Source organism: Hydrogenophaga sp., from assembly GCF_026125785.1.
Classification (GTDB): Bacteria; Pseudomonadota; Gammaproteobacteria; order Burkholderiales; family Burkholderiaceae_C; genus Hydrogenophaga.
The window spans coordinates 34,138-57,185 of sequence record NZ_JAHCKL010000022.1; the positions used below are offsets into that span (position 1 = coordinate 34,138).

25 protein-coding genes are annotated in these 23,048 nt (G+C 68.3%); 12 read left to right on the plus strand and 13 right to left on the minus strand.

Annotation, left to right across the window (positions count from 1 at the left end; genetic code table 11):
• Positions 1 to 12 precede the first annotated feature (12 nt).
• The 9 genes from argS to KIT53_RS16880 all read left to right on the plus strand — a co-directional run bounded on the left by argS (position 13) and on the right by KIT53_RS16880 (position 8,678).
• Positions 13 to 1,686, plus strand: coding sequence for an arginine--tRNA ligase (gene argS, locus KIT53_RS16840; protein WP_297754941.1), 1,674 nt, complete (start codon positions 13 to 15; stop codon positions 1,684 to 1,686).
• Entirely contained in the window at positions 1,686 to 2,393 is a 708-nt protein-coding gene (locus KIT53_RS16845) for an SPOR domain-containing protein (protein ID WP_297754943.1), read from the plus strand. Before argS ends, KIT53_RS16845 begins: the two co-directional genes overlap by 1 nt.
• A gap of 194 nt (positions 2,394 to 2,587) precedes the next feature.
• On the plus strand, positions 2,588 to 3,220 hold the full coding sequence (locus KIT53_RS16850) for a thiol:disulfide interchange protein DsbA/DsbL (RefSeq protein WP_297754946.1): 633 nt from the start codon (positions 2,588 to 2,590) through the stop codon (positions 3,218 to 3,220).
• Between the two features lie 123 nt (positions 3,221 to 3,343).
• Positions 3,344 to 3,994 carry a lipopolysaccharide transport periplasmic protein LptA gene (gene lptA / locus KIT53_RS16855; protein WP_297754949.1) on the plus strand — a complete coding sequence of 217 codons (651 nt, stop codon included), beginning with the start codon at positions 3,344 to 3,346 and terminating at the stop codon, positions 3,992 to 3,994.
• 20 nt (positions 3,995 to 4,014) lie between these two features.
• Entirely contained in the window at positions 4,015 to 4,791 is a 777-nt protein-coding gene (gene lptB / locus KIT53_RS16860; RefSeq protein ID WP_297754952.1) for an LPS export ABC transporter ATP-binding protein, read from the plus strand.
• Between the two features lie 14 nt (positions 4,792 to 4,805).
• The gene (locus tag KIT53_RS16865; protein WP_297754954.1) at positions 4,806 to 6,407 is read left to right on the plus strand and encodes an RNA polymerase factor sigma-54; all 1,602 of its coding nucleotides are present in this window, start codon (positions 4,806 to 4,808) and stop codon (positions 6,405 to 6,407) included.
• 89 nt (positions 6,408 to 6,496) lie between these two features.
• Complete coding sequence (locus KIT53_RS16870) at positions 6,497 to 7,801, plus strand: THUMP domain-containing protein (protein WP_297754957.1); 1,305 nt, start codon at positions 6,497 to 6,499, stop codon at positions 7,799 to 7,801.
• A gap of 2 nt (positions 7,802 to 7,803) precedes the next feature.
• Positions 7,804 to 8,229: a putative toxin-antitoxin system toxin component, PIN family gene (locus KIT53_RS16875; protein WP_297754960.1), complete on the plus strand. Its 426-nt coding sequence runs from the start codon at positions 7,804 to 7,806 to the stop codon at positions 8,227 to 8,229.
• Positions 8,230 to 8,288: 59 nt separating this feature from the next.
• Positions 8,289 to 8,678: a DUF488 family protein gene (locus KIT53_RS16880; protein ID WP_297754963.1), complete on the plus strand. Its 390-nt coding sequence runs from the start codon at positions 8,289 to 8,291 to the stop codon at positions 8,676 to 8,678.
• Between the two features lie 27 nt (positions 8,679 to 8,705).
• On the opposite strand, the gene KIT53_RS16885 is transcribed toward KIT53_RS16880, so the two are convergent.
• The gene (locus tag KIT53_RS16885; protein ID WP_297754966.1) at positions 8,706 to 10,325 is read right to left on the minus strand and encodes an FMN-binding glutamate synthase family protein; all 1,620 of its coding nucleotides are present in this window, start codon (positions 10,323 to 10,325) and stop codon (positions 8,706 to 8,708) included.
• 65 nt (positions 10,326 to 10,390) lie between these two features.
• Here KIT53_RS16885 and KIT53_RS16890 point away from each other — a divergent pair, with 65 nt between their 5' ends.
• Entirely contained in the window at positions 10,391 to 11,194 is an 804-nt protein-coding gene (locus KIT53_RS16890) for a UPF0149 family protein (protein WP_297754969.1), read from the plus strand.
• Positions 11,195 to 11,219: 25 nt separating this feature from the next.
• Here the strand turns inward: KIT53_RS16890 and KIT53_RS16895 are convergent, their stop codons facing one another.
• Positions 11,220 to 11,894 (minus strand): glutathione S-transferase, encoded by a 675-nt coding sequence (locus KIT53_RS16895; RefSeq protein WP_297754971.1) that lies wholly within the window; start codon positions 11,892 to 11,894, stop codon positions 11,220 to 11,222.
• A gap of 178 nt (positions 11,895 to 12,072) precedes the next feature.
• On the opposite strand from KIT53_RS16895, the gene KIT53_RS16900 reads away from it, so the two are divergent.
• Entirely contained in the window at positions 12,073 to 13,236 is a 1,164-nt protein-coding gene (locus tag KIT53_RS16900; protein WP_297754974.1) for a twin-arginine translocation pathway signal protein, read from the plus strand.
• 38 nt (positions 13,237 to 13,274) lie between these two features.
• Here KIT53_RS16900 and KIT53_RS16905 read toward each other — a convergent pair whose 3' ends face one another.
• The 11 genes from KIT53_RS16905 to apaG form a co-directional block, all read right to left on the minus strand.
• On the minus strand, positions 13,275 to 14,426 hold the full coding sequence (locus tag KIT53_RS16905; protein WP_297754976.1) for a DNA alkylation repair protein: 1,152 nt from the start codon (positions 14,424 to 14,426) through the stop codon (positions 13,275 to 13,277).
• The gene (locus KIT53_RS16910) at positions 14,426 to 14,932 is read right to left on the minus strand and encodes a CinA family protein (RefSeq protein WP_297754979.1); all 507 of its coding nucleotides are present in this window, start codon (positions 14,930 to 14,932) and stop codon (positions 14,426 to 14,428) included. Before KIT53_RS16910 ends, KIT53_RS16905 begins: the two co-directional genes overlap by 1 nt.
• The gene (locus KIT53_RS16915) at positions 14,932 to 15,456 is read right to left on the minus strand and encodes a phosphatidylglycerophosphatase A (RefSeq protein WP_297754981.1); all 525 of its coding nucleotides are present in this window, start codon (positions 15,454 to 15,456) and stop codon (positions 14,932 to 14,934) included. Before KIT53_RS16915 ends, KIT53_RS16910 begins: the two co-directional genes overlap by 1 nt.
• Before the next feature lie 56 nt (positions 15,457 to 15,512).
• Entirely contained in the window at positions 15,513 to 15,917 is a 405-nt protein-coding gene (locus KIT53_RS16920) for a carboxymuconolactone decarboxylase family protein (RefSeq protein ID WP_297754984.1), read from the minus strand.
• Positions 15,914 to 16,321: a carboxymuconolactone decarboxylase family protein gene (locus KIT53_RS16925; RefSeq protein ID WP_297754987.1), complete on the minus strand. Its 408-nt coding sequence runs from the start codon at positions 16,319 to 16,321 to the stop codon at positions 15,914 to 15,916. The genes KIT53_RS16920 and KIT53_RS16925 overlap by 4 nt, the downstream gene beginning before the upstream one ends.
• A 28-nt stretch (positions 16,322 to 16,349) precedes the next feature.
• Positions 16,350 to 17,333 carry a tripartite tricarboxylate transporter substrate binding protein gene (locus KIT53_RS16930; RefSeq protein ID WP_297754990.1) on the minus strand — a complete coding sequence of 328 codons (984 nt, stop codon included), beginning with the start codon at positions 17,331 to 17,333 and terminating at the stop codon, positions 16,350 to 16,352.
• Between the two features lie 61 nt (positions 17,334 to 17,394).
• On the minus strand, positions 17,395 to 18,144 hold the full coding sequence (locus KIT53_RS16935; RefSeq protein ID WP_297754993.1) for an SDR family NAD(P)-dependent oxidoreductase: 750 nt from the start codon (positions 18,142 to 18,144) through the stop codon (positions 17,395 to 17,397).
• An 8-nt stretch (positions 18,145 to 18,152) separates the two neighbouring features.
• Positions 18,153 to 18,692 (minus strand): MarR family transcriptional regulator, encoded by a 540-nt coding sequence (locus KIT53_RS16940; protein ID WP_297754997.1) that lies wholly within the window; start codon positions 18,690 to 18,692, stop codon positions 18,153 to 18,155.
• A 141-nt stretch (positions 18,693 to 18,833) separates the two neighbouring features.
• Positions 18,834 to 19,796 (minus strand): thiamine-phosphate kinase, encoded by a 963-nt coding sequence (thiL, locus tag KIT53_RS16945; protein ID WP_297755000.1) that lies wholly within the window; start codon positions 19,794 to 19,796, stop codon positions 18,834 to 18,836.
• Positions 19,789 to 21,828, minus strand: a complete 2,040-nt coding sequence (locus KIT53_RS16950; RefSeq protein ID WP_297755003.1) for a site-specific recombinase — start codon at positions 21,826 to 21,828, stop codon at positions 19,789 to 19,791. Before KIT53_RS16950 ends, thiL begins: the two co-directional genes overlap by 8 nt.
• 37 nt (positions 21,829 to 21,865) lie before the next feature.
• Positions 21,866 to 22,261, minus strand: coding sequence for a Co2+/Mg2+ efflux protein ApaG (gene apaG, locus KIT53_RS16955; RefSeq protein WP_297755006.1), 396 nt, complete (start codon positions 22,259 to 22,261; stop codon positions 21,866 to 21,868).
• A 94-nt stretch (positions 22,262 to 22,355) separates the two neighbouring features.
• On the opposite strand from apaG, the gene rpe reads away from it, so the two are divergent.
• A complete protein-coding gene (gene rpe, locus KIT53_RS16960; protein WP_297755009.1) occupies positions 22,356 to 23,030 on the plus strand; it encodes a ribulose-phosphate 3-epimerase in 675 nt (224 codons plus the stop codon).
• The last annotated feature ends 18 nt before the right edge of the window (positions 23,031 to 23,048 follow it).

Sequence of the window (23,048 nt, forward strand, 5' to 3'; positions counted from 1 at the left end):
AATCCGCTCCCTATGCTCAAGATCAAACAGGAACTGCTCGACGGCCTGGCCGCCGAGCTGGAAGCGCTGTCTCCCGGCGCCGGCGCCAAGGCCGCGTTCGAGTCACCCAAGGTGGCGGCCCATGGCGATTTCGCCAGCACCGCGGCCATGCAACTGGCCAAGCCGCTCAAGCTCAATCCGCGCCAGCTCGGTGAAAACCTGCGCAGCGCGCTGCTGGCCCGGCCTGCCTACCAGCGCTGGGTCGGCGCCATCGAACTGGCTGGCCCGGGGTTCCTCAACATCCGCCTCAAGCCCGAGGCCAAGCAGCAGATCGTGCGCGAGGTGCTGTCCGCCGGCACCGGCTTCGGTCTTCAGCCTGCCAACGGCCAGCGCCTGATGGTGGAGTTCGTCTCGGCCAACCCCACCGGCCCGCTGCATGTGGGCCACGGCCGCCAGGCGGCGCTGGGCGACGCGATCTGCAACCTCTACGCGACCCAGGGCTGGGACGTGCACCGCGAGTTCTACTACAACGACGCGGGCGTGCAGATCGGCACTTTGGCCAACTCCACCCAACTGCGCGCCAAGGGGCTCAAGCCGACCGACCCCGGCTGGCCCGAGGCGGCCTACAACGGCGAATACATCCAGGACATCGCCAACGATTTCCTGGCGAAGAAAACCGTCCGGGCCGACGACCGCACCTTCACCGCCAGCGGCGACGTGGAGGACCTCGACGGCATCCGCCAGTTCGCGGTGGCCTACCTGCGCCACGAACAGGACCTGGACCTGCAGGCCTTCGCGGTGAAGTTCGACCACTACTACCTCGAGTCCAGCCTGTACACCAGCGGGCGGGTGGAGGCGACGGTGAAGCGCCTGATCGATGCCGGCAAGACCTACGAGCAGGACGGCGCGCTGTGGCTGAAGTCCACCGAGTACGGCGACGACAAGGACCGCGTGATGCGCAAGTCCGACGGCAGCTACACCTACTTCGTGCCCGACGTGGCCTACCACATCGCCAAGTGGGAGCGCGGCTTTGGCAAGGTCATCAACATCCAGGGGACCGACCACCACGGCACCATCGCCCGCGTGCGTGCCGGCCTGCAGGCCGCAGGCGTGGGCATTCCCCAGGGCTATCCCGACTACGTGCTGCACACCATGGTGCGGGTGGTGCGCGGCGGGCAGGAGGTGAAGATCAGCAAGCGCGCCGGCAGCTACGTCACCCTGCGCGATCTGATCGAATGGACCAGCAAGGACGCCGTGCGCTTCTTTCTGCTCAGCCGCAAGCCCGATACCGAATACACCTTCGACGTCGACCTCGCGGTACAGAAGAACAACGACAACCCGGTCTACTACGTGCAGTACGCCCATGCGCGCATCTGTTCCGTGCTGTCTTCCTGGGGCGGTGACCCGGCCGCGCTGCAGCAGGCCGACCTGTCCGCGCTGGACAGCGAGCCGGCCCAGGCGCTGATGCTGCTGCTGGCCAGGTACCCCGCCATGCTGGCCGACGCCGCGCGCGACTTCGCGCCGCACGACGTGACCTTCTACCTGCGCGAACTCGCGGCCAGCTACCACAGCTACTACGATGCCGAGCGCATCCTGGTCGATGACGAGGCCGTGAAGATGGCGCGGCTGGCGTTGGTCGCCGCCACGGCCCAGGTGTTGCACAATGGCCTGGCGGTGCTGGGTGTGAGCGCACCGCAGAAGATGTGATGGTGAAACCTGCAATGAAGAAGCAATCCTCCTCCCGCTCGCGCAGCACGTTCGGTGGCACGCTCACCGGCTTTGTCATCGGCTTGCTGGTCGGCCTGGGTGCGGCACTGGCGGTGGCGGTCTACGTGACCCGCGTGCCCATCCCGTTCGTGGACCGGGGCCTCTCGCGCAGCCCGGACCTCGATGCCATGGAGGCCGAGAAGAACAAGGGCTGGAATCCCAACAGCGCCCTCAACCGCAACTCGTCCCAGGCACCCGGTGCCACTGCTGCCCCCGGCGCCGCCGCGCCAGCGGCGGGCGGCTCGGGCGCCATCTCGGTGCCGCCGGCCGACGGCAAGCCCTTGCCCGCCCCGGGTGCGGCCCAGTCAGGGGCCGCCGATCCGCTGGGCGACCTGGTGCAGTCGCGCCTGGGCCAGCCGGCGGCCACCGCCCCGGCACCCGCGACCGCCGCGGCCGCGCCCGGTGCAGACCCCTTCAGCTACTTCGTGCAGGCCGGCGCCTTCCGCACCCCCGAAGACGCCGAGACCCAGCGTGCCAAGCTGGCCATGCTGGGCATCGATGCCGCCGTGACCGAACGTGAGCAGTCCGGGCGCACCGTGTACCGTGTGCGCGTGGGCCCCTTTGCCCAGAAGCCGCTGGCCGACCTGACGCTGGAGCAGCTCCAGGTCAACGGCATCGAGGCGGCGCTGGTGCGGGTGCAGAAGTAGGCACCCCCCTGCGCCGCTGCGCGGCTTCCCCCCTCTCTGGCGCGCCTTCGGCGCTGGGAGGGGGGACGATGCCTTGGGCCGGCGGAGCCGGACCCTTGGCATCTCTGGGTGGGGTGCGCCTCGCTTCGCTCGCTTGCTGGGAACTTTGCGGGTCACTTGCGGCCCAAGGGGCTTCGATTCAGGAGTTTGGATTCATGCAACGTCGCGTCTTTTCCCGTTCTCTGTTGGCTGGTCTGGGGGGGCTTTCGCTGGCTTCGCCGGTGTTGGCGCAGCGTGTGGCGCCCAAGGAGGGCAGTGATTTCGTGCGCTTGCCGCGCCAGGTGCCGGTGCAGACCGGGGCGGGCCAGGTGGAGGTGCATGAGTTCTTTGCCTACACCTGCATCCACTGCCACAACTTCGAGCCGATCTTCGACACCTGGATCAAGAAGCAGCCGGCGCATGTGGTGGTGAAGCGCACGCCGGTGGCGTTCAGTCCGGCCTTCGTGCCCATGCAGCGGCTGTACTACTCGCTGGAGGCCATGAATCTGGTGGACAAGCTGCACGGCAAGGTCTTCCTGGCCATTCACGACGAGCGCCAGCCGCTGACCACGGCCAACGCCATCGTGGACTGGGTGGCGGGCCAGGGCGTGGACCGCGCGCGTTTCACCGAGGTGTTCAACAGCCGCCCCACGGGCGAGAAGGCCGCGCGCGCGGCGGAACTGCAAGACCTGTACGGCGTGGAGGGCACGCCTGCGCTGGGGATTGCCGGCCGTTACTACGTCAATGGCCAAGGGCCTCGCACGCTGGTGGTGGCGGACGCGTTGATTGCCGAGGCGCGCAAGGCCTGACGCTGAGCCCAGGGGCTCGGCCCGCGAATGACCAACAAGGTCACGGTTTGCGCGTTCCGGTGGACAAAACCGGTGCGAAAGGATGGGGCAAGGGCTTGCGCCGCTACAATGCATGCAAGTTTCGTGCCCTCATACGCCATGCTCTTGCCCTACCTTTCGCCGCGCACACGCTCCTGGGTCGCCTGCCTCGCCGTCAGCCTGTGCTGGAGTGTGCCGGCCCTGGCCGAGAAAGCCGACCGCAACCAGCCGCTCAACGCCGAGGCCGACTCGCTGCGGTACGACGACGTGCGCCAGACCAGCGTGTTCACGGGCAACGTCATCATCACGAAAGGCACCATCCTGATCCGCGGTGACCAGGTCGAGGTGCGCCAGGACCCGCAGGGCAACCAGTTCGGCATCGTCAACGGCAAGCCGGCTTTCTTCCGCCAGAAGCGCGAGGGCCTGGACGAGTTCATCGAGGGCACCGGCCAGCGCATCGAATACGACAGCAAGGCCGATACGGTGCGCTTCATCGGCAACGCCATCATGCGTCGCTTCAAGGGCACCCAGCTCAGCGACGAAACCAGCGGCAGCGTGATCGTCTACAACAACAGCACCGAGGTCTACACGGTCGATGGTGGCAGCGCCAACAAGAGCGCAGCCAATCCGGGTGGCCGTGTGCGCGCCATGCTCACGCCCACGCCCAAGGAAGGCGCGCCGGCCGTCGCGCCAGTCCCGGCAGCGCCGCCCGCCAGCCTGCGACCCGCGCCGCAGATTGAAGAGGGTCGCCAGTGACGGCGACGCCCCCCGCCCCGGTGACCCGCTCCAAGGGCCACCCTCCCAGTGCCGCCGCCCGCCGTCTGGAAGCGCGCGGCCTGCAGAAGTCCTACGGCAGCCGCAAGGTGGTCAAGGATGTCTCGCTGGCGGTGTTCGAAGGCGAGGTCGTCGGCCTGCTGGGCCCCAATGGTGCTGGCAAGACCACCTCGTTCTACATGCTGGTCGGCCTGCTGCGGTCGGACGCGGGGCAGATCCTGCTCGACGGCCGGTCCATCGAGCGCCTGCCGATCCACCGCCGTGCCCGCCTGGGCTTGGGCTACCTGCCGCAGGAGGCCTCGATCTTCCGCAAGCTCACCGTGGCCGAGAACGTGCGCGCCGTGCTGGAACTGCAGGAGGATGAGAAAGGCCGCCCCCTGACCGGCGAGGCGATCGCGAAACGGCTCGACGGCCTGTTGCAGGACCTGCACGTGGAGCACCTGCGCGACTCGCCGGCGCCCGCGCTGTCCGGTGGCGAGCGCCGCCGCGTCGAGATCGCCCGCGCGCTGGCCACCAACCCGCGTTTCATCCTGCTCGACGAGCCCTTTGCCGGCATCGACCCGATCGCGGTGATCGAGATCCAGCGCATCATCAGTTTCCTCAAGTCGCGCGGCATCGGCGTGCTCATCACCGACCACAGCGTGCGCGAGACACTGGGCATCTGCGACCGGGCCTACATCATCAACGACGGGCACGTGCTCACCAGCGGCACGCCGTCCGACATCGTCGAGAACGCCGACGTGCGCCGGGTCTACCTGGGCGAACACTTCCGCATGTAGGACGGGTTCGCGTGATGAAACAGGGCCTTTCCCTTCGTGTTTCCCAGCACCTGGCGCTGACGCCGCAGTTGCAGCAGTCCATTCGCCTGCTGCAACTCTCCACGTTGGAGATGGCGCAAGAGGTCGAGCAGATGCTCGACGAGAACCCCTTCCTGGAGCGTGCCGAGGAACCGGCCGAACGCGAGGCCTTCGGTCTGGAGCAGGCCGACGCGCCGGTGAGCGCGGGAGAGCAGATCGCCGAAGTGTCTCAAGCCGCGTCGCCGGCCGATGCCCCGGCCACATCGGCCGAAACCGCCGAAGGCGATGGCCTGGAGAGCCGTCTCGACGGTGCCGAGCCGATGGAAGAGAGCTGGGAGGGCGATGGCAGCGTCGACGTCGCACCCGACGACAGTGAATGGGGCGGCGAAGCGCCGGCGCGCAACAGCGGTTCGGGCGATGGCGAGGAGACGGCCAGCGCGGCCGACCTGGCGCGCTCGCCGGTGAGCCTGCAGGACCATCTGCATGAGCAGGCGCGTTGCCTGCGCCTGTCCCAGGAAGACCAGGCCGCGCTGTACTTCCTGATCGAGTCGCTCGACGACGACGGCTACCTGGAGGACAGCCTGTCCGAACTGGCCGCCGCCTGGCTGAGGCTCTCGGGTGCGGGTGGCGATCCTGCCGAGGTGGCCGAGACGCTCGAAGCGATGGAGCAGCGCCTGGGCGTGGCGCTGCAGCTGCTGCAGCACATGGAGCCCGCTGGCGTGGGCGCGCGCGACCTCGGCGAATGCCTGCGCCTGCAGATCATGGAGCTGCGCAACACGGCCGAAGCACGCGCCGCCCTGGCCATCTGCAACCAGCCACTGGAGCTGATGGCCAAGCGCGACATCAAGCGCCTGTGCAGCCTCTGCGGCATCGACGATGAACTGGCTCGCGCCGCGCTCTCGCTGATTGCCCGGCTCGAGCCCAAGCCCGGACGGCGCTTCGTCGACGTGGAGCGCAACGTGGTCGTGCCCGACGTCATCGTCACGCGCGCCGGCCGGGGCTTCAAAGTCACGCTCAACCCCGATGTCATGCCGCGTCTGCGCGTGCACGACGTCTATGCCAACGCCATGCGCCAGAACCGGGGCGGGCGCGATGGCGGCGGCGAGTCCGGCCACGCGGCCATGCAGCAACGCCTGCAGGAGGCGCGCTGGTTCATCAAGAACATCCAGCAGCGCTTCGACACCATCCTGCGCGTCTCCAGCGCCATCGTGGAGCGCCAGCGCAATTTCTTCATGCACGGCGAGCTCGCCATGCGCCCACTGGTGCTGCGCGAGATCGCCGACGAGCTGGGCCTGCATGAATCCACCATCAGCCGCGTGACCACCGCCAAGTACATGGCCACGCCCTTCGGCACCTACGAGCTCAAGTACTTCTTCGGCTCCTCGCTCGGAACCGAGACCGGTGGCAATGCCTCCAGCACCGCCGTGCGCGCCCTGCTCAAGCAGTTCATCTCGGCCGAGGAACCGGCCAAGCCGCTGTCGGACAACCAGCTCTCGGACCTGTTGCGCGAGCAAGGCATCGAGTGCGCGCGCCGCACCGTGGCCAAGTACCGCGAAGCCCTGCGCATTGCGCCGGCCAACCTGCGCAAATCGCTCTAGAGGTTGGGCGTGCAGCGTTGGGCGTTGAGCGGGAACGCCCAACGCCCAACGCCCAACGCCCAACGCCCAACGCCCAACGCCCAACGCCCATGAACCAGCTCCATCTCTTTCTCCCTTGCGCCGCTGGCGTGGAGGACAGCCTGGCCGCCGAGGTGCGCCGCATCACCGGCGAGGCTCCTGCGTTCAAGGCGCGCGGAGGGGTGGGCGTGACCGCTTCCTGGCGCGACGCCTTGCGCCTCAATCTGCACAGCCGGCTGGCCCAGCGCGTGCTGGTTCAGCTCTGGCATGGCGGCTACCGCAACGAGCAGGACCTCTACCAGGCGGCGGGCGAGGTGGCCTGGGAGATCTGGTTCACGCCGGCGCAGACCATCAAGGTCGAGATCACCGCCCAGCACAGCCCGCTGACCAGCCTGAACTTCGCCGCGCTCAAGATCAAGGACGCGGTCTGCGACCGCTTCCGCGACCGGCGCGGCGAGCGCCCCAGTGTCAACACCACCTGGCCCGACGTGCGGATCCACGCGCACCTGACCACCGACACCTTGAGCCTGTACATCGATACGTCCGGAGAGCCGCTGTTCAAGCGCGGCTGGCGCGAGGACAAGGGCGATGCGCCACTCAAGGAAACCCTGGCGGCGGCCATGATCGCGGCCACCGGATGGGACGCCTGCGCGGACCAGCCGCTCGAAGACGTGGTGCCGCTCTACGACCCCTGCTGCGGCAGCGGCACGGTGGTGATCGAAGCGGCACAGATCGCGCTGCGCATCGCGCCCGGCCTGCAACGCCGCTTTGCGTTCGAGAAACTGCTGCCGTTCCAGCCGCATGTGTGGCAGGCCATCCGGGCCGACGCGCAGGCGCAGCAGCGCGAATGGCCTACCGGCCATGCTCCCATCGTGTTCGGCAGCGACGTGTCGTTCCGCATGGTCGACTTCGCCCAGCGCAATGCCGAGCGCGCCGGCGTGGCGCAGGCCGTGGAGCTGCGCGGGGGCGACGCGCTGCAGCGCATGCCACCGGCGCAGAGGCCCGGCGTGCTGCTGCTCAATCCGCCGTACGGCGAGCGCATCGCCGCGGCCGGTGTGGCTGGCGAGAACGCCAGCGCCCGCGCGCAGCGGCGCGCGCCACGCACTTTCCAGGTCGGGCCGGGCCAGGGGCGCGAGAGCGCCCAGATGGCCGATGGCAGCGACGGCAGCGACTTCTTCAGCCGCCTGGCCACGCACTGGAAAAACCACTACGCCGGCTGGAGCGCGTGGCTGCTCACGCCCGACCTCAAACTGCCGGGCAAGATGCGCTTCAAGGAGTCGCGCCGCGTGCCGCTCTGGAACGGCCCCATCGAATGCCGCCTGTTCCGCTTCGACCTGACCGCACGCAAGCCGCGCACCGAGGGCGCCGAGGGCTGAGCATGGACGCGGTCGTGATCGACACCAACATCGCGCTCGACCTGTTTGTCTTCCACGACCCTGCCGCCGAGCCGCTGCGCGAGGCCCTGGCCGGCACCGACCACCCCGCCTGGCTGGCCACAGCCGCCATGCGCGAGGAACTCGCCCGCGTGCTGGCCTATCCCCAGATCGCGCGCAGGCTGGCCGACCCCGCCCGGGACGCGGAGGCCGTGCTGGCGGCCTTCGACCGCCACGCCCGCGTGGTGCCCGACGCGCCCAAGGCCGTCTTTACCTGCAAGGACGCGGACGACCAGAAGTTCATCGACCTCGCCGCGGCCCACGGCGCCACCCTGGTGAGCAAGGATGCCGCGGTGCTGTGCATGGCGCGGCGCCTGGCCCGCCTGGGTGTGCACGTCTGCCGGACATGGTGCCCCGCCGGCGCGCGTTGAGCAGCTCCTCCCAAGCCGGCGGTAGCATGTCGGCGTGGATGCCAATGAGGAGAGCGGACATGGCCATACGGGTGGTGCGGCTGGGCAGCGAAAGGGCTTCGGGCGAAGGCCTGCGCATCGGTACCGTGCGCAGGCCGCCGCGCGGCGTGCCCAAGGCCGAATTCGCCTCGGGCAACTGGTACGACGTCTGGTACCCCAACCTCGCTCCCAGCGTGGAGACCATGAAGCTTGGCCAGGCCGCGGACACCCCCGCGCAATGGGTCGCCTTCACGCGCCGCTACCGCGCCGAAATGGCCACGCCCGAGAACAGCCGCAGCATCGAACTGCTGGCGCGGCTGTCGCACCAGACCGATTTTTCGGTGGGGTACTACTGCGAACACGAAGCGCATTGCCACCGCTCGGTTCTGCGGGAACTGCTGCTGGAGCAGGGCGCGCAGGTGGAGAAGTGATCCCGGCGGCCAGCAGCCTGCCGGGCATCACCCCAACGAAAACCGCTCCGCGCTGGCCAGATCCCAATAGGTGGTGAACACCGCGTGCTGGGCGCCCAGGTCGGTCAACAGGGCGCCGGGTGGGGTGGACGGCAGCAGGTTGGCGAGCAGGCGGACTTCGTTCTCGCTCACGCGGCGCACCAGGTGGTGCGCCGTGATTTCGCGCGGATGGTTCAGGCCGGCCGCCTGCACCAGTTCTTTCAGGGCCTTGAGGGTGTTCTGGTGGAAGTGGTAGACGCGCTCCGCCTTGTCCGGCACCACCAGGGCCTGCTGGCGCACCGGGTCTTGCGTGGTCACGCCGGTAGGGCAGTGGCCGGTATGGCAGCTTTGCGCCTGGATGCAGCCCAGCGCGAACATGAAGCCGCGCGCGCTGTTGCACCAGTCGGCGCCGATGGCCATGGCGCGGGCGATGTCGAAGGCGCTGACGATCTTGCCTGCGCAGCCGATCCGGATGCGCTCGCGCAGGTTGACGCCGACCAGGGTGTTGTGCACCAGGCGCAGGCCCTCCTGCAGCGGCGCGCCCACGTGGTCGGTGAACTCCAGCGGCGCCGCGCCGGTGCCGCCCTCGGCGCCATCGACAACGATGAAGTCGGGCGTGATGCCGGTCTGCAGCATGGCCTTGACGATGGCGAACCATTCCCAGGGGTGGCCGATGCAGAGCTTGAATCCCACGGGCTTGCCTTCGGAGAGTTCGCGCAGCCGGGCAATGAACTGCATCAGTTCCAGCGGCGTGGAGAAGGCGCTGTGCGCGGATGGCGACAGGCAGTCCACGCCCACCGGCACACCGCGCGCGGCGGCGATCTCTGGCGTGACCTTGGGGCCCAGCAGGATGCCGCCGACACCCGGCTTGGCGCCTTGGCTGAGCTTGATCTCGATCATCTTGACCTGAGGATCCAGGGCGTTGGCGCGGAAGCGGTCGGGCGAGAAGCGGCCCTGCTCGTCGCGGCAGCCAAAGTAGCCGGAGGCCACTTCCCAGATCAGGTCGCCGCCGTGCAGGCGGTGGTAGGCCGAGATCGAGCCCTCGCCGGTGTCGTGCGCGAAGCCGCCCCGGCGTGCGCCGGCGTTGAGCGCGAGGATGGCATTGGCCGACAGGGAGCCGAAGCTCATGGCCGAGATGTTGAAGACGCTGGCCTCGTAGGGCTGGGTGCATTCGGCACCGCCGATGGCGACGCGGAAGTTGTGCGATGCCAGGTGGCTGGGGTGCAGCGAGTGGTTGAGCCACTCGTAGCCGTCGGCACCGGGGTCGAGCTGGGTCCCGAAAGGGCGCTTGTCGGTCTCGCCTTTGGCGCGCGCGTAGACCAGGCTGCGCTGGCTGCGCGAGAAGGGCGCGGCCTCGTTGTCTCCTTCCAGGAAATACTGGCGGATCTCGGGGCGGATCAGCTCCAGCATGAAACGCAGGTTGCCGATCACCGGGTAGTTGCGGCGCACCGAGCTTCGGGTCTGCCGCAGGTCCCACAGGCCGACCGCCGCGAGGGCGCCGAAGACCAGGAACGCCCAGCCGCCGACGCCGAAGCCCACCAGCGCGAACAGGCTGAGCAGGGCGCCCAGCACGCAGAGTGCGAAGACCGTGTAGCGCACGGGGTAGAGGGCATTGAGGCGATCAAGCATGGGGGCCTTTCTTGTTGTGGGCGCGGTCATACACTCGGGGCATCATAAAACCCTGTTGTTTCACGATGACCACGCCCCCGGAACCCGCCAGCGACGCCCTGGAACCCACCGATTACGACACGCTCGACGACATCCTGGACGACCTGCGCACGCGCGACGACGAGGTGCCGCAATGGGAGTTCTGCGAAGGCGCCCTGGCCGCTCTGCTGTGCACGCGCCGCCCGGTGGCGCCCGAGGAGTGGCTGCCTGTGCTGCTGGGCACGGGGCCCCTGCCCACCGCGCCGCAGGCGGAAGGCACCCACTTTGCCAACACCGCGCAGTACCAGCGGTTCATGTCCCTGTGGACGCGCCGCAGCGACGAGGTGGCGGCGGCCCTGGCCGCGCCGGTGGAGACGCTGGAAGACGAGCGCAGCTACCACCCGGAGCTGATGGACGTGCGTGGCGCGGTGGCCGTGCTGCCCGAGGCCGAGCGCGCCGACTTCCAGGACCAGGAACTGCCCGCGTACGCCCAGGTGTGGGCCCTGGGCTTCATGTTCGTGGTGGAAAACTGGTCCGACGACTGGGCCACGCCGCGCGACAAGGACACGGCGGCCTGGATCGACGAGGCGCTGGACCGCATCGTGGCGCTGACCGACGACGACGCCGAGCCGCCCACGGTGAACATGCACGCCGAGGAAGGGCCGCCCAGTGTGAGCGACGACCGCCTCAATGCGGTGGGCGCGGCGATCTGGTCGGTGTACGACCTGCACCAGATCTGGCAAAGCCTGGGCCCGCGCGTGGAGCCGGTGCGCAAGGCCGAAGAGCCCGGTCGCAACGACCCGTGCCCTTGCGGCAGCGGCAAGAAATACAAGAAGTGCCACGGCGCCTGAGGAGCAGCCCCAGGGCCATCGCGCTTCAGGCGGTCGTCAGGTCGAACGGTCCGCCTTTGTCCAGCGCGCGCTGGTAGGCGGGGCGTTCATGGATGCGGCGCAGCCAGTCGCGCAGCCGGGGCCGGTCCTCGCCGAGCAGGCCGCGTGCGGCGGCCGCCTCGATGGGAAAGCTCAACTGCACGTCCGCCGCGCTGAAGGAGCGGCCCGCGAACCATGGACCGTGCTCCTCCAGTTCGGCCTCCAGGTAGTCGAGATGGCGCTTGAGGTTGGGCGTGACCAGCAGGTGCCGGACCTTGGCGGCGATGCCCTTGGCCACCGGCCGCACGATCAGCGGACTCTTGCGTTCGATCTGGTCGAACACCAGCGCCAGCAGCAGAGGCGTGGCCAGCGAGCCTTCCGCGTAGTGCAGCCAATAGCGGTAGCGCAGAAAGCTGGGCGTGCCTCGTTCGGGTGCGAAGTGGCCTTCGCCGTACTTCTCCACCAGGTACTCGAGGATCGCGCCCGATTCGGCCAGCGTGGCCTTGCCGTCGGTGACCACCGGTGACTTGCCCAGCGGGTGCACCTTCTGCAGCGAAGCGGGTGCCAGCATGGTCTTTGGGTCGCGCTCGTAGCGCTCGATCTGGTAGGGAACGCCGAGTTCTTCGAGCATCCAGAGCACGCGCTGCGAACGCGAGTTGTTGAGGTGGTGAACGGTGAGCATCGTTGTTTTTCGTTGAAGGATGGAGGGCGGTTCTGGCCCGCGCTCACGGCGATTTGGCAGGCGTTGAGCTGGTGTTTGATCCAGCGCAATTGTGTAGGAGCAACACCGTTTCCACAATGCGCTTCATGGCATCTGCGCTGGATGCCCATCCTTTCGTTCACCGTCCAGGGAGCTTGCCATGCAACGCCGTGTTTTCATTCGCCTGTTGGGCGGGGGCGTGGTGGCCGCCACCACGGTCACCACGCTCGCGGCGTGCAGCAGTGCCCTGCCGCCCGAGGCCATCGCCGCATGGCAGAAGCCCGGCGACGCCGAGACCGACCCACGCCGCTGGATCCTGTCGTACGCGATCCTGGCGCCGCATTCGCACAACATGCAGGCGTGGCTGGTGGACCTGAGCGTGCCGGACGAGATCACGCTGTTCATCGACCGCAGTCGGCTGCTGCCGGAAACCGATCCGTTCTCGCGCCAGATGATGATGAGCCAGGGCACCTTTCTGGAGCTGCTGGACCTGGCGGCGAAACAGAAGGGCCTGAGCGCGAAGATCGCGCTGTTTCCGCAGGGCATTTTTCCCCCGGACACGGTGGACGCGCGGCCCACGGCGCGCATCCGGCTGGTGGCCGACGCCACGGTGAAGCCCGATCCCTTGTTCGAGCAGATCCTGCGCCGCCGCACCAACCGCGAGGCGTACGAGGTGCGCGAGCCCGATGCGACCGCCTTGCAAGCCATTGCCGCCAGTGTGCAGCCGCAGGCGTTTCGCACAGGGTTCGTGGGTGGTTCGCAGGTCGAGGCGCTGCAACAGCACCGCCGCATCGCGAAGGAGGCCTGGCGCATCGAACTGGTGACGCCGCGCACGGTGCTGGAGTCGTTCAGGGTGCTGCGCGTGGGACCGAAGGAAATCGCGGCGCACCGCGATGGCCTGACGCTGAACAGTCCGATGGTGCGTGCGCTCGATGCGGTGGGCCTGTTCGATCGCAATGTGGCGCCCGGTCCCGACGACTTCGCGACCACCAGCCAGATCAGGGACTTCAACGCGAAGATCGACAGCACGCCGGCCTTCTTCTGGCTGGTGACCGAGGGCAACGACCGCGTGACGCAGATCAACGCGGGCCGAGCCTATGCGCGTGCGCAACTGGCGGCCACGGCTGCGGGCCTGTCGATGCAGCCCGTTTCGCAGGCGTTGCAGGAATACCCGGAGCAGGCGGTGCCCTACACGGAGATTCACCAGTTGGTGGATGCGCCTGCGCCGCGTTTCACGGTGCAGATGTGGGCTCGGCTGGGGTATGGGCCCGTGATCGAGCCCTCACCCCGCCGGGGGGTGGCTGCTCATGTATGGAAGTCTTGAGCCTTGGAAGGCTTCGTGCCTGGCTCTCGCGCCAGGCCCTAGACGGACAAAAGAAAAGCGGCCTCGGCCAACGAAACCCCGTTCACCCGAAGCTCCACCACATGACGCCCCGGATACAGCGTCCGGGTGGTCACAGGCTTGAGGCTGTGCCGTTTGGAGAGCAGGCGCTCCTCGCCCGGCGCCAATGAAAGCCGCCAGCCCTTGAAGACTTTGGGCGAAGAACCGCCGTTGGCGCGCACGTGGTGCACCGCGTAGTCCACCTCCAGCAGCTGCGGTTGGCGTGCCGTGGAGCGCAGCACCACGTTCAGTCCGATTTCGCCACCCACCGCGGCCCGTGCCGCCGACAGCTTCAACGCAGCCTCTCCCTTCAGGCCCCTCGCCAGGCCCCACGCCGCCAGCGTCGGCGCATGCCCCTGTTTGATGAGCCCCCGGCTCGCGTGGCGCAGCAGCGCGCTGCGCTCGGCAGGCGCATCGATCAGGTGCTCGCGCACCCACGCGGCCACCAGATCGGGGTGGTCCTTGGCGATGTCGTTGAGGTGGTTGGCCACGCTGCGGCGCACGTAGCTGCTGGGGTCGTCCTGCAGGGCCCGCAGCAGGGGCAGCGTGGGAGCGGGGTCGGCCACGAAGGCCTGCAGGCGCAGGCCCCAGGGCAGTCGCGGGCGGCTGCCTTCGGTGACCAGCCGGCGCACGTGCGCACTCGGGTCTTGCACCCAGGTGGACAGCGTGTCCAGGGCCAGGGTCGGATGGCGCTGGATGATGGGCCGGATGGCGAATTCGGCCGTGAACCGCTGCGTGATGGCATGCAGGCAGGCCAGCCCGCGGCGCGCGGCCGCTTCGTCGCGCACTCCCCGGCGGGCCACGTACTCGCCCAGGGCCCACAGGGCCCAGCCGGCCACGCCGCGCCCGGCCTGGTCCTGGCCCAGTTGCACCGGTTCTCCCTTGTCGTCGAAGCCCAGCGGCGGCGCCAGGCAGGCCTCCAGCGTGTCGCAGGCGGTGTCGAACGAGGCGGGCAGCGTGGCCTCCAGCGCGTCGGCCAGTTGCATGGCGCGCGCCTTGAACTCCAGGGTGTCCAGGCCGTCGACCGCCAGGGCTTCGAAGCGGGCCTGGTCGAAGCGCGGCCAGGCCCGCCGCAGGTGGAGGCCGGTTCGCGCCACGGTGTCGCGGTTGATGAGGTTCTTGAACGGCTCCATCAGGCGTCTGGCCTCGTGGCGGGCAGCCGCTGCAGAAGCCCGGCCAGGGCATGGCGCACGGTGGCCTGGCGCACCGCAGTGCGGTCGCCGTCGAAGCGCTGGTGGCCGGTGCTCACGCCCTCTGGCGTGGCCCAGCCGAACCAGACCGTGCCCACCGGTTTCTCGGCACTGCCGCCCGTGGGGCCGGCCACACCGGTCACGGCCACCGCCAGCTGGGCGGGCGAATGCGCCAGCGCGCCAGCGGCCATGGCCCGTGCCACCGGCTCGCTGACCGCCCCGTGGGTGTTGATCAAGGCCATCGGCACGCCCAGCAGTTCGTGCTTGGCGGCGTTGGAGTAGGTGACGAAGCCGCGCTCGAACCATTCGCTCGAACCCGAGACCTCGGTGCAGGCGCCCGCGATCAGGCCACCGGTGCAGCTCTCGGCCGTGGCCATCATCAGGCCGCGCGCCTTGAGTTCGCGCGCGAGCGCATCGACCAGGCCGGGGATGTGTCCGCTGGCGTCCATCAGTACCTCCAGAGCGCCACGACCAGCAGCGTGCAGAACGCGGCCGCGAAGTCGTCGAGCAGGATGCCGAAGCCGCCCCTCGGGCCGAAGCCCTTGAAGGTCTGGTCCGCCCAGGCCATGGGCCCGACCTTGACCGCATCGAACAGGCGGAACAGCGCAAAGGCGATGAACTGCCCCCAGAAGCCGCTGGGGGCGATGAGCCACAGCACCAGCCAGAAGGCCACCACCTCGTCCCAGACGATGTGGCCCGAGTCGGCGACCCGCATGTGCTGCGCCGTCACCGTGCAGGCCCACCAGCCCACCAGCGTGGCGGCCAGTATCAGCAGGCCCCAGTCGCTTGCCGAGAGCAGCGGGTCGAGCAGCAGGAAGGCGACCCAGGCCCACAGCGTGCCGGCGGTGCCGGGCGCGAAACGGCTCAGGCCCGCGCCGCCGCCCAGGGCGATGAAGTGCGCGGGATGCGCGAGCAAAAAGCGCCAGGTCGGGCGGGCCAGCGGCGGGGCCGCGGTGTTGGTGGGGTCGGGCATGCGGGGATTATCGTGCCGCGTTCGCGGTCACATGTGCCCTGCACAAAGACCTCGCGTCACGAGTGAGAGCGTATCAACCTGTCGTTGTCGGCATCCTCGCCAAGCACCTCCTGCGCGCAGCGGAATGCCTGGGCGCCCGCAGGCAGTCCTGCGTACATCACCGTTTGCAGGAACACTTCCCGTATTTCATCGTGGGTCACGCCGTTGCGGACCGCACCGAGCAGATGCAACTTGAGTTCATGCGGCCGGTCTTGAGCGCTCAGAATGGCCAGCGTGATCAGGCTGCGCATTTTCAGGGGCAGGCCAGGCCGCCCCCAGATGCCGTCCCAGAGATTCTCGACCACATAGTCCTGCCAGTCTTCCCGCCAGGGCTCGGTGGTGCTGACCATGTGGTCCACGAGTGCATCGCCGAAGACCTGGCGACGCAGGGTCATGCCGCGCTCGTACTTCTCCGATTTCATGAAGAACCCCGTTGTGGTGAGGACTGGGTGGCGTCGATGTCTGCAAACACCTCCCGGGCACAGCGGAACGCCTCCACGGCGGCGGGGGTACCGCAGTACATTGCCGTTTGCAGGAACACCTCCGCGATTTCCTCGCGCGTAATGCCGTTGTTCAGCGCGCCGCGCAAGTGGATCTTCAGCTCGTGCGGGCGGACCAGGGCGGACAGCATGGCCAGATTGAGAAAGCTCCGGGTCTTCAGACTCAGGCCAGGGCGTGACCAGATGCCGCCCCAGCAGTTTTCTGCCACGTATTTCTGCAATTCCTGTGAAAACGCGTCGCGGGGAGCGCTCACGCTGTCCACGTACGCGTCGCCAAGCACCTTGCGGCGGATGGCCTGGCCTTTTGCAAAAGCATCGCTGTTCATGGTGAAAGGTTCTCCTGGATGTTGGGGGTCATTCGATGGTGGCGCCGGAGGCCTGCACGGCTTTCTTCCATTTGGCCGCTTCCGTGGCCACGAACTGTCCGGTCTTGTCGATGGATTCACCACCCACATCCACGCCGGCGCTTTCTATCGTCTTGCGAATTTCCGGTTCGTTGAGTACCCTCATGACGGTAGCGCTCATGGCATCGAGCACGGGTTTGGGTGTGCCCGAAGGTGCGGCGAGCGCGTACCAGCCGGTCGATGCATAGCCGGGCAGGCCGGACTCGGCGAGGGTGGGAATGCCGGGTAGGAATCGGCTGGGTTGCTGAGTGCCGGTGGCCAAGACGCGAAGCGTGCCGCCGCGGATGTCGCCCATAAAGGTGCCCATGTCGTTGATGGCCATCTGCACCTGACCACCAAGCAGGTCACGGCGGGCCGGCGCCGCGCCGTTGTACGGCACATGCACGATGTCCACGCCCGCCATCATCTTGAACAGCTCGAGCGAGAGGTGGCTGGTGGATCCGTTGCCACCAGACGAAGCGTTGAGCTTGCCCGGCTGGCTTTTGGCCAACGCCACCAACTCGGCCACCGAACGCGCCGGCACACTGGGATGCACCACCAGCACCATGGGTGTCTGGCCTATGACGGTGATCGGCGTGAGATCCTTCTCCGGCGAATACGGCATCGACTTGTACATGAACTGGTTGATCGCGAAATTGCCTGGTGCCGATACCAGCAACGTGTGTCCGTCGGGCGGGGACTTGGCGACCAGGGCACTGCCCAGGTTGCCCCCGGCCCCTGGCTTGTTCTCCACGATGACCGTCTTGCCGGTGGCGTCGGCGATGCCTTTACCCAGAATCCGGGCAAGGTTGTCGGTGATGCCACCGGCATTGAAAGGCACGACGATCCTGACCGGTTGCGTCGGCCATGCCTGGGCCTGCGCCTGCGCGGCGGCAAAAGGAAGCATGCCCAAGGCAAGCGAGAGGGTATGGCGGATCCAATGGAAGCGGTTCATGGTGTCTCCTATGTCTTTGTCTTTGTGCGGCTCGGTGTGCGGGCCTGGTGGGGCGGCGATTTCAGCTCAGGCGTCCGCCGGTGGCGTACAGCAGGTCTCCGGTGATGAAGCCGGACGTGGCCGAGGCATAGAACAGCATGCCGTTGACGATGTCCGACGGTTCCGCGCTCCGCTTGACGAGCTGGCGTTCCTGGGCGCGTTGGTTCAATCCTTCGTAGACCGCCTGCGCCAGCACCCGCTCGGTACGCACGATGCCGGGCGCGATGGTGTTCACCGTGATCTCATGCGGACCGAGCTCGACAGCCAGGGCGCGGCTGAGCCCGAGGACCCCGGCCTTGGCCGCGCAGTAATTCACCTTTTGCGCTTCGCCCTGATGGGTACGCGAGGAGATGTTGATGATCCGGCCATAGCGCTGGCGGATCATGGTGGGTGCGACTGCGCGGGCGCAGTAGAACGGGCCGGTCAGGTTGCCGTTGATCACGCGGTCCCATTGCTCGTCGGTCATGTCGACCAGGGGTGCGTCGTCGCCGAAGCCAGCGTTGTTGATGAGGATGTGGACGGTGCCCCAGGCCGATAGCACCTGCTGTACGGAGGCTTCCACGTCAGCACGGATACCCACCGAGCCGGACAACGCCATCGCCTGGCCGCCCGCTGCGCGTACCTTCTCGGTGACCTCCTGTGCCTTGTCCAGATCCTTGTCCCACACGGCCACCTTGCACCCCTCTGCGGCAAAGGTCAGCGCTGCCTGCGCGCCTATGCCCCGGCCAGCCCCCGTGATGACCGCCACCTGATCCTTGATGCCCAAATCCATTTCGTCTCCTAGGTTGATGATTCGATGTCCCGCCGAAGGGGTCTCGATTTCCTCTCCTGGCGCCGTGCTTCGGCGCTCCATGCATGTGCCTCCGGCGCGTCCAGCAGCGTGTCCAGCGAGGCCTCTATCTGTTCGACCATGCGCTTGAGCGCCTGCACGTCCTGCTCCGAGAAGCCCTGGAACATGGCCTGGTGTGCCCGTGCGCTGACGTTGCCGATCTCCTCGCACAGAGCGTGTCCGGCTGTGGTCATGCGGATGTCATAGGCGCGCTTGTCGGTATGGTTGACGCGGCGCTCGATCAGGCCTTGCTTTTCCAGACTATTGAGCAGCGCCACCAGTGACGCGCCCTCAATGCCCAGCGTGATGGCCAGATCCTTCTGCCGGATGCCATTGCCTAGCTGTTTGATGTGGGTGAGTGGCCGCCAGGTTGCTTCCGTGAGCCCGTACAGACGCAACTCCCTGTCCATGGCGCGCCGCAGGCGCCGGGAGATAAGCGATATGCGATAGCCGAAGTCGCGCTGGAATCGATCCTGAATCAGAGTTGGCATGTGCAGCATGTCGAAAATAGTTAGGATACTTAGCTATCTATTTGGCTTGCACAGTATTAACCCTTAAATGGTTTGTCCAATCAGCGTGCACGGCAGGCCTGCCGCCGCGCCTTTCGATGAGCGGGGGGGGACGGCTCGACCTCAGGCGAAGTGGTCGAAGCCTTGCGGTGTGAACGGCACTTCGCGCCGTGCCGCGTCCAGCAGCTTCAGGCCGGCGCTGGCGGTGATGCGGCCGATGCGCGTCACGGAAGTGCCGCTGGCCGCGGCCGCGGCCAGCACGGCTGGGTGCGCCTCGGGTGCGGCGGTGAACAGCAGTTCGTAGTCGTCGCCGCCCGCCAGCAGGCATGCGAGCCGCTGGGCCTCAGGCAGGGCTTGCAGCGCGGGCGCCACCGGCAGGTCTTCCAGCAGGATCTCCGCGCCCACGCCGCTGGCACGCAGGATATGGTCGAGGTCACCGACCAGGCCGTCGCTCACGTCGATGGCCGCATGCACGCCCGCCGTGGCGGCCAGGGCCTGGCCAAGCGCGTTGCGCGGCGTGGGCCGCTCCAGCCGGGCGCGCAGCGCTGCGTCCAGTCGGCCCGGCCAGTCGCCGCCGCGCAGGAGCTCCAGTGCCAGCCGGGCTTCGCCGGTGCGGCCACTGAGGTAGAGGCCATCGTCGGCGCGCGCCGCGCCGCGCCGCAGCGCGCGCCCGGGCAGGACTTCGCCGAAGACGGTGATGCAGAGGTTCAGCGGTCCACGCGTCGTATCGCCGCCCACCAGCGGGCAGGCGCTGGCGTCGGCCAGCGCGAACAGGCCGCGCGCGAGGGCGGCCAGCCAGGCCTCGTCCGCCTGCGGCAGCGCGATCGCGAGCGTGAAGCCCAGGGGGCGCGCCCCCATGGCGGCCAGGTCGCTCAGGTTGACCGCCAGCGCCTTGTGGCCCAGGGCCTCGGGGTCCACGTCGGGGAAGAAATGCCGGCCCTCCACCAGCATGTCGCTGGAGATGGCGAGCTGGTGCCCGGGGCTGGGCTGCAGCAGGGCGCAGTCGTCGCCCACGCCCAGCACCACCGCGCTGCCCACCGGCGGCGGGCGCTGGAAATACCGCCGGATCAGTTCGAACTCACCCATGCCCGGTGGGGCCGGTATCGGGCGGCGCTGGCGTGTCCTCTTCCGGGGCGGCGGGCTTTTTCGGCGGGAACAGGAAGCTCAGCGGTGCGGCGCGTATGCGCCGGCGAATGGCCGCGCGGATGAGCTGGCGGTTGATCTCGCTGATGTTCTGCGCCCGCAACGCCAGCCGGAACGCGAGGTAGAAGCTCACGCCCAGGTTGATCGGCCCGATGGCCAGCACACCGGCAACCGCCCACCAGAGTGCGGGCTCGCGCAGCACCTCCCAGCCCAGCGCCATGGCCGCGGCCGTCACCTGGCCCGCCGACAGCGTGACGTGCCGCACGTCCAGCGGCAGGCCGAAGAAGACCGCGAAGGCGGGCACCAGGCCGAGCATGAAGCCCAGCGAGATGTTGGCCGCCAGGCCCGAGATGTTGCGCCGCAGGAAGTCGGCCCAGCGTGCGGCGCGCACATGGCCCAGCAGCGCTGTGAAACGCGGGTTGTGCTTCACCGCCGAGTCCAGGTTGTGGAAGACGTACCAGTTCTCCACCCAGCCGGCGACGATGCTGGAGGCAAACAGCAGCACCCCGGTGAACGCGGCGAACAGCATGGTGGGGCCGAGCAGGTGGATGTCGCGCAGCACATGCCGGGCCTTCTCCGGGCTGATCATGGCCTCGCCCCGGGCCAGCAGCAGACCGGCGCTGATGAGCACCACCACCGGGATCACCAGGCCGATGTTGCCGACGATGGACGCGATCTGCGAACGGAACAGGTTGGCGACCTCGTCGACGAACCGCCGCACCGCGCCGGGCTGCCGGATGTCGCGCAGCTTGGCCACCATGGCCGGCGCGGTCACGGCGGGCTGCTTGGTGGCCACCGTCATGTGCAGCAGCATGATGACCACGAAGGAGGTGGCGTAGTTCAGACCATTGGCGAAGCCGCCCCAGAAGGCGGTAAGGCCCAGGCCGGCGAGCAGGAACTTCACCCAGGTGGTCAGGCCGATGATGGCGCCGCCACCCGCCGCCTTGCGCAGCATGGCGCGGTACTCGTCGGCGTCGCGGGTGATGTAGTGTTCGCCGCTCTCGGCGCTGCGCTCGGCCACCTTGGCGGCGGTGAGATGGGAACTGCTGGCGATCAGCGCGCGGATGCTGCGCCGGTCCAGGCCCACTTGCGCCAGATCGGCCAGCAGCGCTGCGGCCGCACGCTCGCGCTGTTCCGACTGCAGGCAGTCCAGCAGCTCCTTGACGCGCACGATGCGTTCGCGCAACTGGCGCAGCCGGAACACGATGCCCACCGAGACGCCATGTTCCTCCAGGTGCGAGTAGACGGTGTAGGCCGCCTGGCGGCAGGCATCCAGCCGCTCGCGCAAGGTCTCGGCGGCAGCCATGGACTGGGGGCTGCGCGCGCCGTGTGCATCCACCGCGCGCCGCAGCGCCTCGAAGTCCGACGGCAACTGGTGAAAGGAGCGCTGCGCCTGCGCCTCGGCGGACATGCGGATGCGGATCTCGGAGGCGAAGCCGGTGGCACTGATCTGGCTCACGCAGAAGATCAGCGCGTCCATCAAGGCCTTGTCCCAGAAGGCATCGACCCGCGGCGGTCCGTTGGCGGCCGGCGCCTCGTCGTCGGTCAGCGTGGCCCGCAGGCGCTTGAGGGTGTCGCTGTCCAGGGCCTTGAGCCAGCGCACGTCAAACCGCGTGGGCAGCAGCAGGTCGAACAGCTCGGCCATGTCGGTGGTCTCGGGCGTGCCCGGCAGCACTTTCTTGCGCAGGCGGTTGCCCAGCTCGCTGAGAAAGGCGGTGCGTGGCGCGAAGCCGTGGTCGGCCAGCAGGGGGGTGATGTCCACCGTGCCGATGAACACGCTCCACCAGCGGCGCCAGCGGGTGCGCCCCACCGCGCTGGCCTGGACCGCATCGGTGAAGGCGCGCACGCGCTGCACCGCGGCCTGTACATCCTTGCCATCGCCGCGCACCCAGCGCAAGGCATCCATGAGCCAGAGATGGCGGTGCGCCAGCGGCGCATCGGGATTCAGGCTGGCCAGCAGGGTGGCGGCTTCCATGCGGTGGGCTCCGGCAGAGGGAGGGCTCGGTGGGATGTCAGTGCAGCACGCGCGACGGCGCGTCGCCCATGCCCGGGGCGCGCAGGGCGAACTCGGGCACGCCGGTCTCGAAGCGTTCACCGTCTTCCGCCACGCAGAAGAAGCTCCCGCGCATGCTGCCCGTGGGGGTTGCCAGGCGGGTGCCGCTGGTGTACTGGAAGGACTCGCCCGGACGCAGCAGTGGCTGGTGGCCCACCACGCCCAGCCCCTTGACTTCCTCGGTGTGGCCGCGTGCGTCGTCGATGATCCAGTGCCTCGAAATCAGCTGTGCCGTCACGTCGCCCGCGTTGGTGATGGTGATGGTGTACGCGAAGGCGTAAACGTCCTCATCGGGCGAGGACTGCTCGCTCAGGTACTGGGGCTCGACCTCGCAGGTGAACAGGTATCGCGGCATGGCGGCATGTTACCTTGCCGCCGTGTCGCCGCGTGGGCCCTGCGAGAATGGGGGGCATTTCTCCGTCTCCTACCCCACGCCGCTCCAGTCCACCATGTCCTACCGCATCGCTCCTTCCATCCTGTCCGCCGACTTTGCCCGCCTGGGGGAGGAGGTGCGCCATGTCGCTGCCGCGGGCGCCGACTGGATCCATTTCGACGTGATGGACAACCACTATGTGCCCAACCTGACCTTCGGACCGATGGTCTGCCAGGCCCTCAAGCCGCATGCGAAGAAACCCGACGGCACGCCGGTCCCCATCGACGTGCACCTGATGGTCCAGCCGGTGGACGCACTGGCCGCCGCCTTTGCCGACGCCGGCGCCGACCTCATCAGCTTTCATCCCGACGCCAGCGCGCACGCCCACCGCAGCGTGCAGGCGATCAAGGCGCGTGGCTGCAAGGCCGGACTCACGTTCAATCCGGCGGCGCCGCTGGACGTGCTGGATTGGCTGATCGACGAGATCGACCTCATCCTCATCATGAGCGTGAACCCGGGTTTCGGCGGCCAGAGCTTCATCGACTCCGCGCTGCGCAAGATCGAGCACGCGCGCCGCCGCATCGAGGCCAGCGGCCGTGACATCCGCCTGGAGGTGGACGGCGGCATCAAGCCCGAGAACATCCGCCGCGTGGCCGATGCCGGCGCCGACACCTTCGTGGCCGGCAGCGCGATCTTCGGCAAACCGGATTACAAGGCGGTGATCGACCAGATGCGCGCGGCGCTGGCCTGAGCCGCCAGCGCCGCGTCC

Bases quoted from the DNA above. Each gene is read 5' to 3' on its own strand.
- argS (WP_297754941.1), top strand. From the start codon at position 13: ATGCTCAAGATCAAACAGGAACTGCTCGACGGCCTGGCCGCCGAGCTG.
- thiL (WP_297755000.1), bottom strand. From the start codon at position 19,796: ATGGGTGAGTTCGAACTGATCCGGCGGTATTTCCAGCGCCCGCCGCCG.
- KIT53_RS16845 (WP_297754943.1), top strand. From the start codon at position 1,686: ATGGTGAAACCTGCAATGAAGAAGCAATCCTCCTCCCGCTCGCGCAGC.
- KIT53_RS16910 (WP_297754979.1), bottom strand. From the start codon at position 14,932: ATGGACGCCAGCGGACACATCCCCGGCCTGGTCGATGCGCTCGCGCGC.
- KIT53_RS16930 (WP_297754990.1), bottom strand. From the start codon at position 17,333: ATGAACCGCTTCCATTGGATCCGCCATACCCTCTCGCTTGCCTTGGGC.
- KIT53_RS16940 (WP_297754997.1), bottom strand. From the start codon at position 18,692: ATGCCAACTCTGATTCAGGATCGATTCCAGCGCGACTTCGGCTATCGC.
- KIT53_RS16850 (WP_297754946.1), top strand. From the start codon at position 2,588: ATGCAACGTCGCGTCTTTTCCCGTTCTCTGTTGGCTGGTCTGGGGGGG.
- KIT53_RS16895 (WP_297754971.1), bottom strand. From the start codon at position 11,894: ATGCTCACCGTTCACCACCTCAACAACTCGCGTTCGCAGCGCGTGCTC.
- rpe (WP_297755009.1), top strand. From the start codon at position 22,356: ATGTCCTACCGCATCGCTCCTTCCATCCTGTCCGCCGACTTTGCCCGC.
- apaG (WP_297755006.1), bottom strand. From the start codon at position 22,261: ATGCCGCGATACCTGTTCACCTGCGAGGTCGAGCCCCAGTACCTGAGC.
- KIT53_RS16865 (WP_297754954.1), top strand. From the start codon at position 4,806: ATGAAACAGGGCCTTTCCCTTCGTGTTTCCCAGCACCTGGCGCTGACG.
- KIT53_RS16950 (WP_297755003.1), bottom strand. From the start codon at position 21,828: ATGGAAGCCGCCACCCTGCTGGCCAGCCTGAATCCCGATGCGCCGCTG.
- KIT53_RS16935 (WP_297754993.1), bottom strand. From the start codon at position 18,144: ATGGATTTGGGCATCAAGGATCAGGTGGCGGTCATCACGGGGGCTGGC.
- KIT53_RS16915 (WP_297754981.1), bottom strand. From the start codon at position 15,456: ATGCCCGACCCCACCAACACCGCGGCCCCGCCGCTGGCCCGCCCGACC.
- KIT53_RS16925 (WP_297754987.1), bottom strand. From the start codon at position 16,321: ATGAACAGCGATGCTTTTGCAAAAGGCCAGGCCATCCGCCGCAAGGTG.
- KIT53_RS16900 (WP_297754974.1), top strand. From the start codon at position 12,073: ATGCAACGCCGTGTTTTCATTCGCCTGTTGGGCGGGGGCGTGGTGGCC.
- KIT53_RS16875 (WP_297754960.1), top strand. From the start codon at position 7,804: ATGGACGCGGTCGTGATCGACACCAACATCGCGCTCGACCTGTTTGTC.
- KIT53_RS16870 (WP_297754957.1), top strand. From the start codon at position 6,497: ATGAACCAGCTCCATCTCTTTCTCCCTTGCGCCGCTGGCGTGGAGGAC.
- KIT53_RS16920 (WP_297754984.1), bottom strand. From the start codon at position 15,917: ATGAAATCGGAGAAGTACGAGCGCGGCATGACCCTGCGTCGCCAGGTC.
- KIT53_RS16905 (WP_297754976.1), bottom strand. From the start codon at position 14,426: ATGGAGCCGTTCAAGAACCTCATCAACCGCGACACCGTGGCGCGAACC.
- KIT53_RS16890 (WP_297754969.1), top strand. From the start codon at position 10,391: ATGACCACGCCCCCGGAACCCGCCAGCGACGCCCTGGAACCCACCGAT.
- KIT53_RS16885 (WP_297754966.1), bottom strand. From the start codon at position 10,325: ATGCTTGATCGCCTCAATGCCCTCTACCCCGTGCGCTACACGGTCTTC.
- KIT53_RS16880 (WP_297754963.1), top strand. From the start codon at position 8,289: ATGGCCATACGGGTGGTGCGGCTGGGCAGCGAAAGGGCTTCGGGCGAA.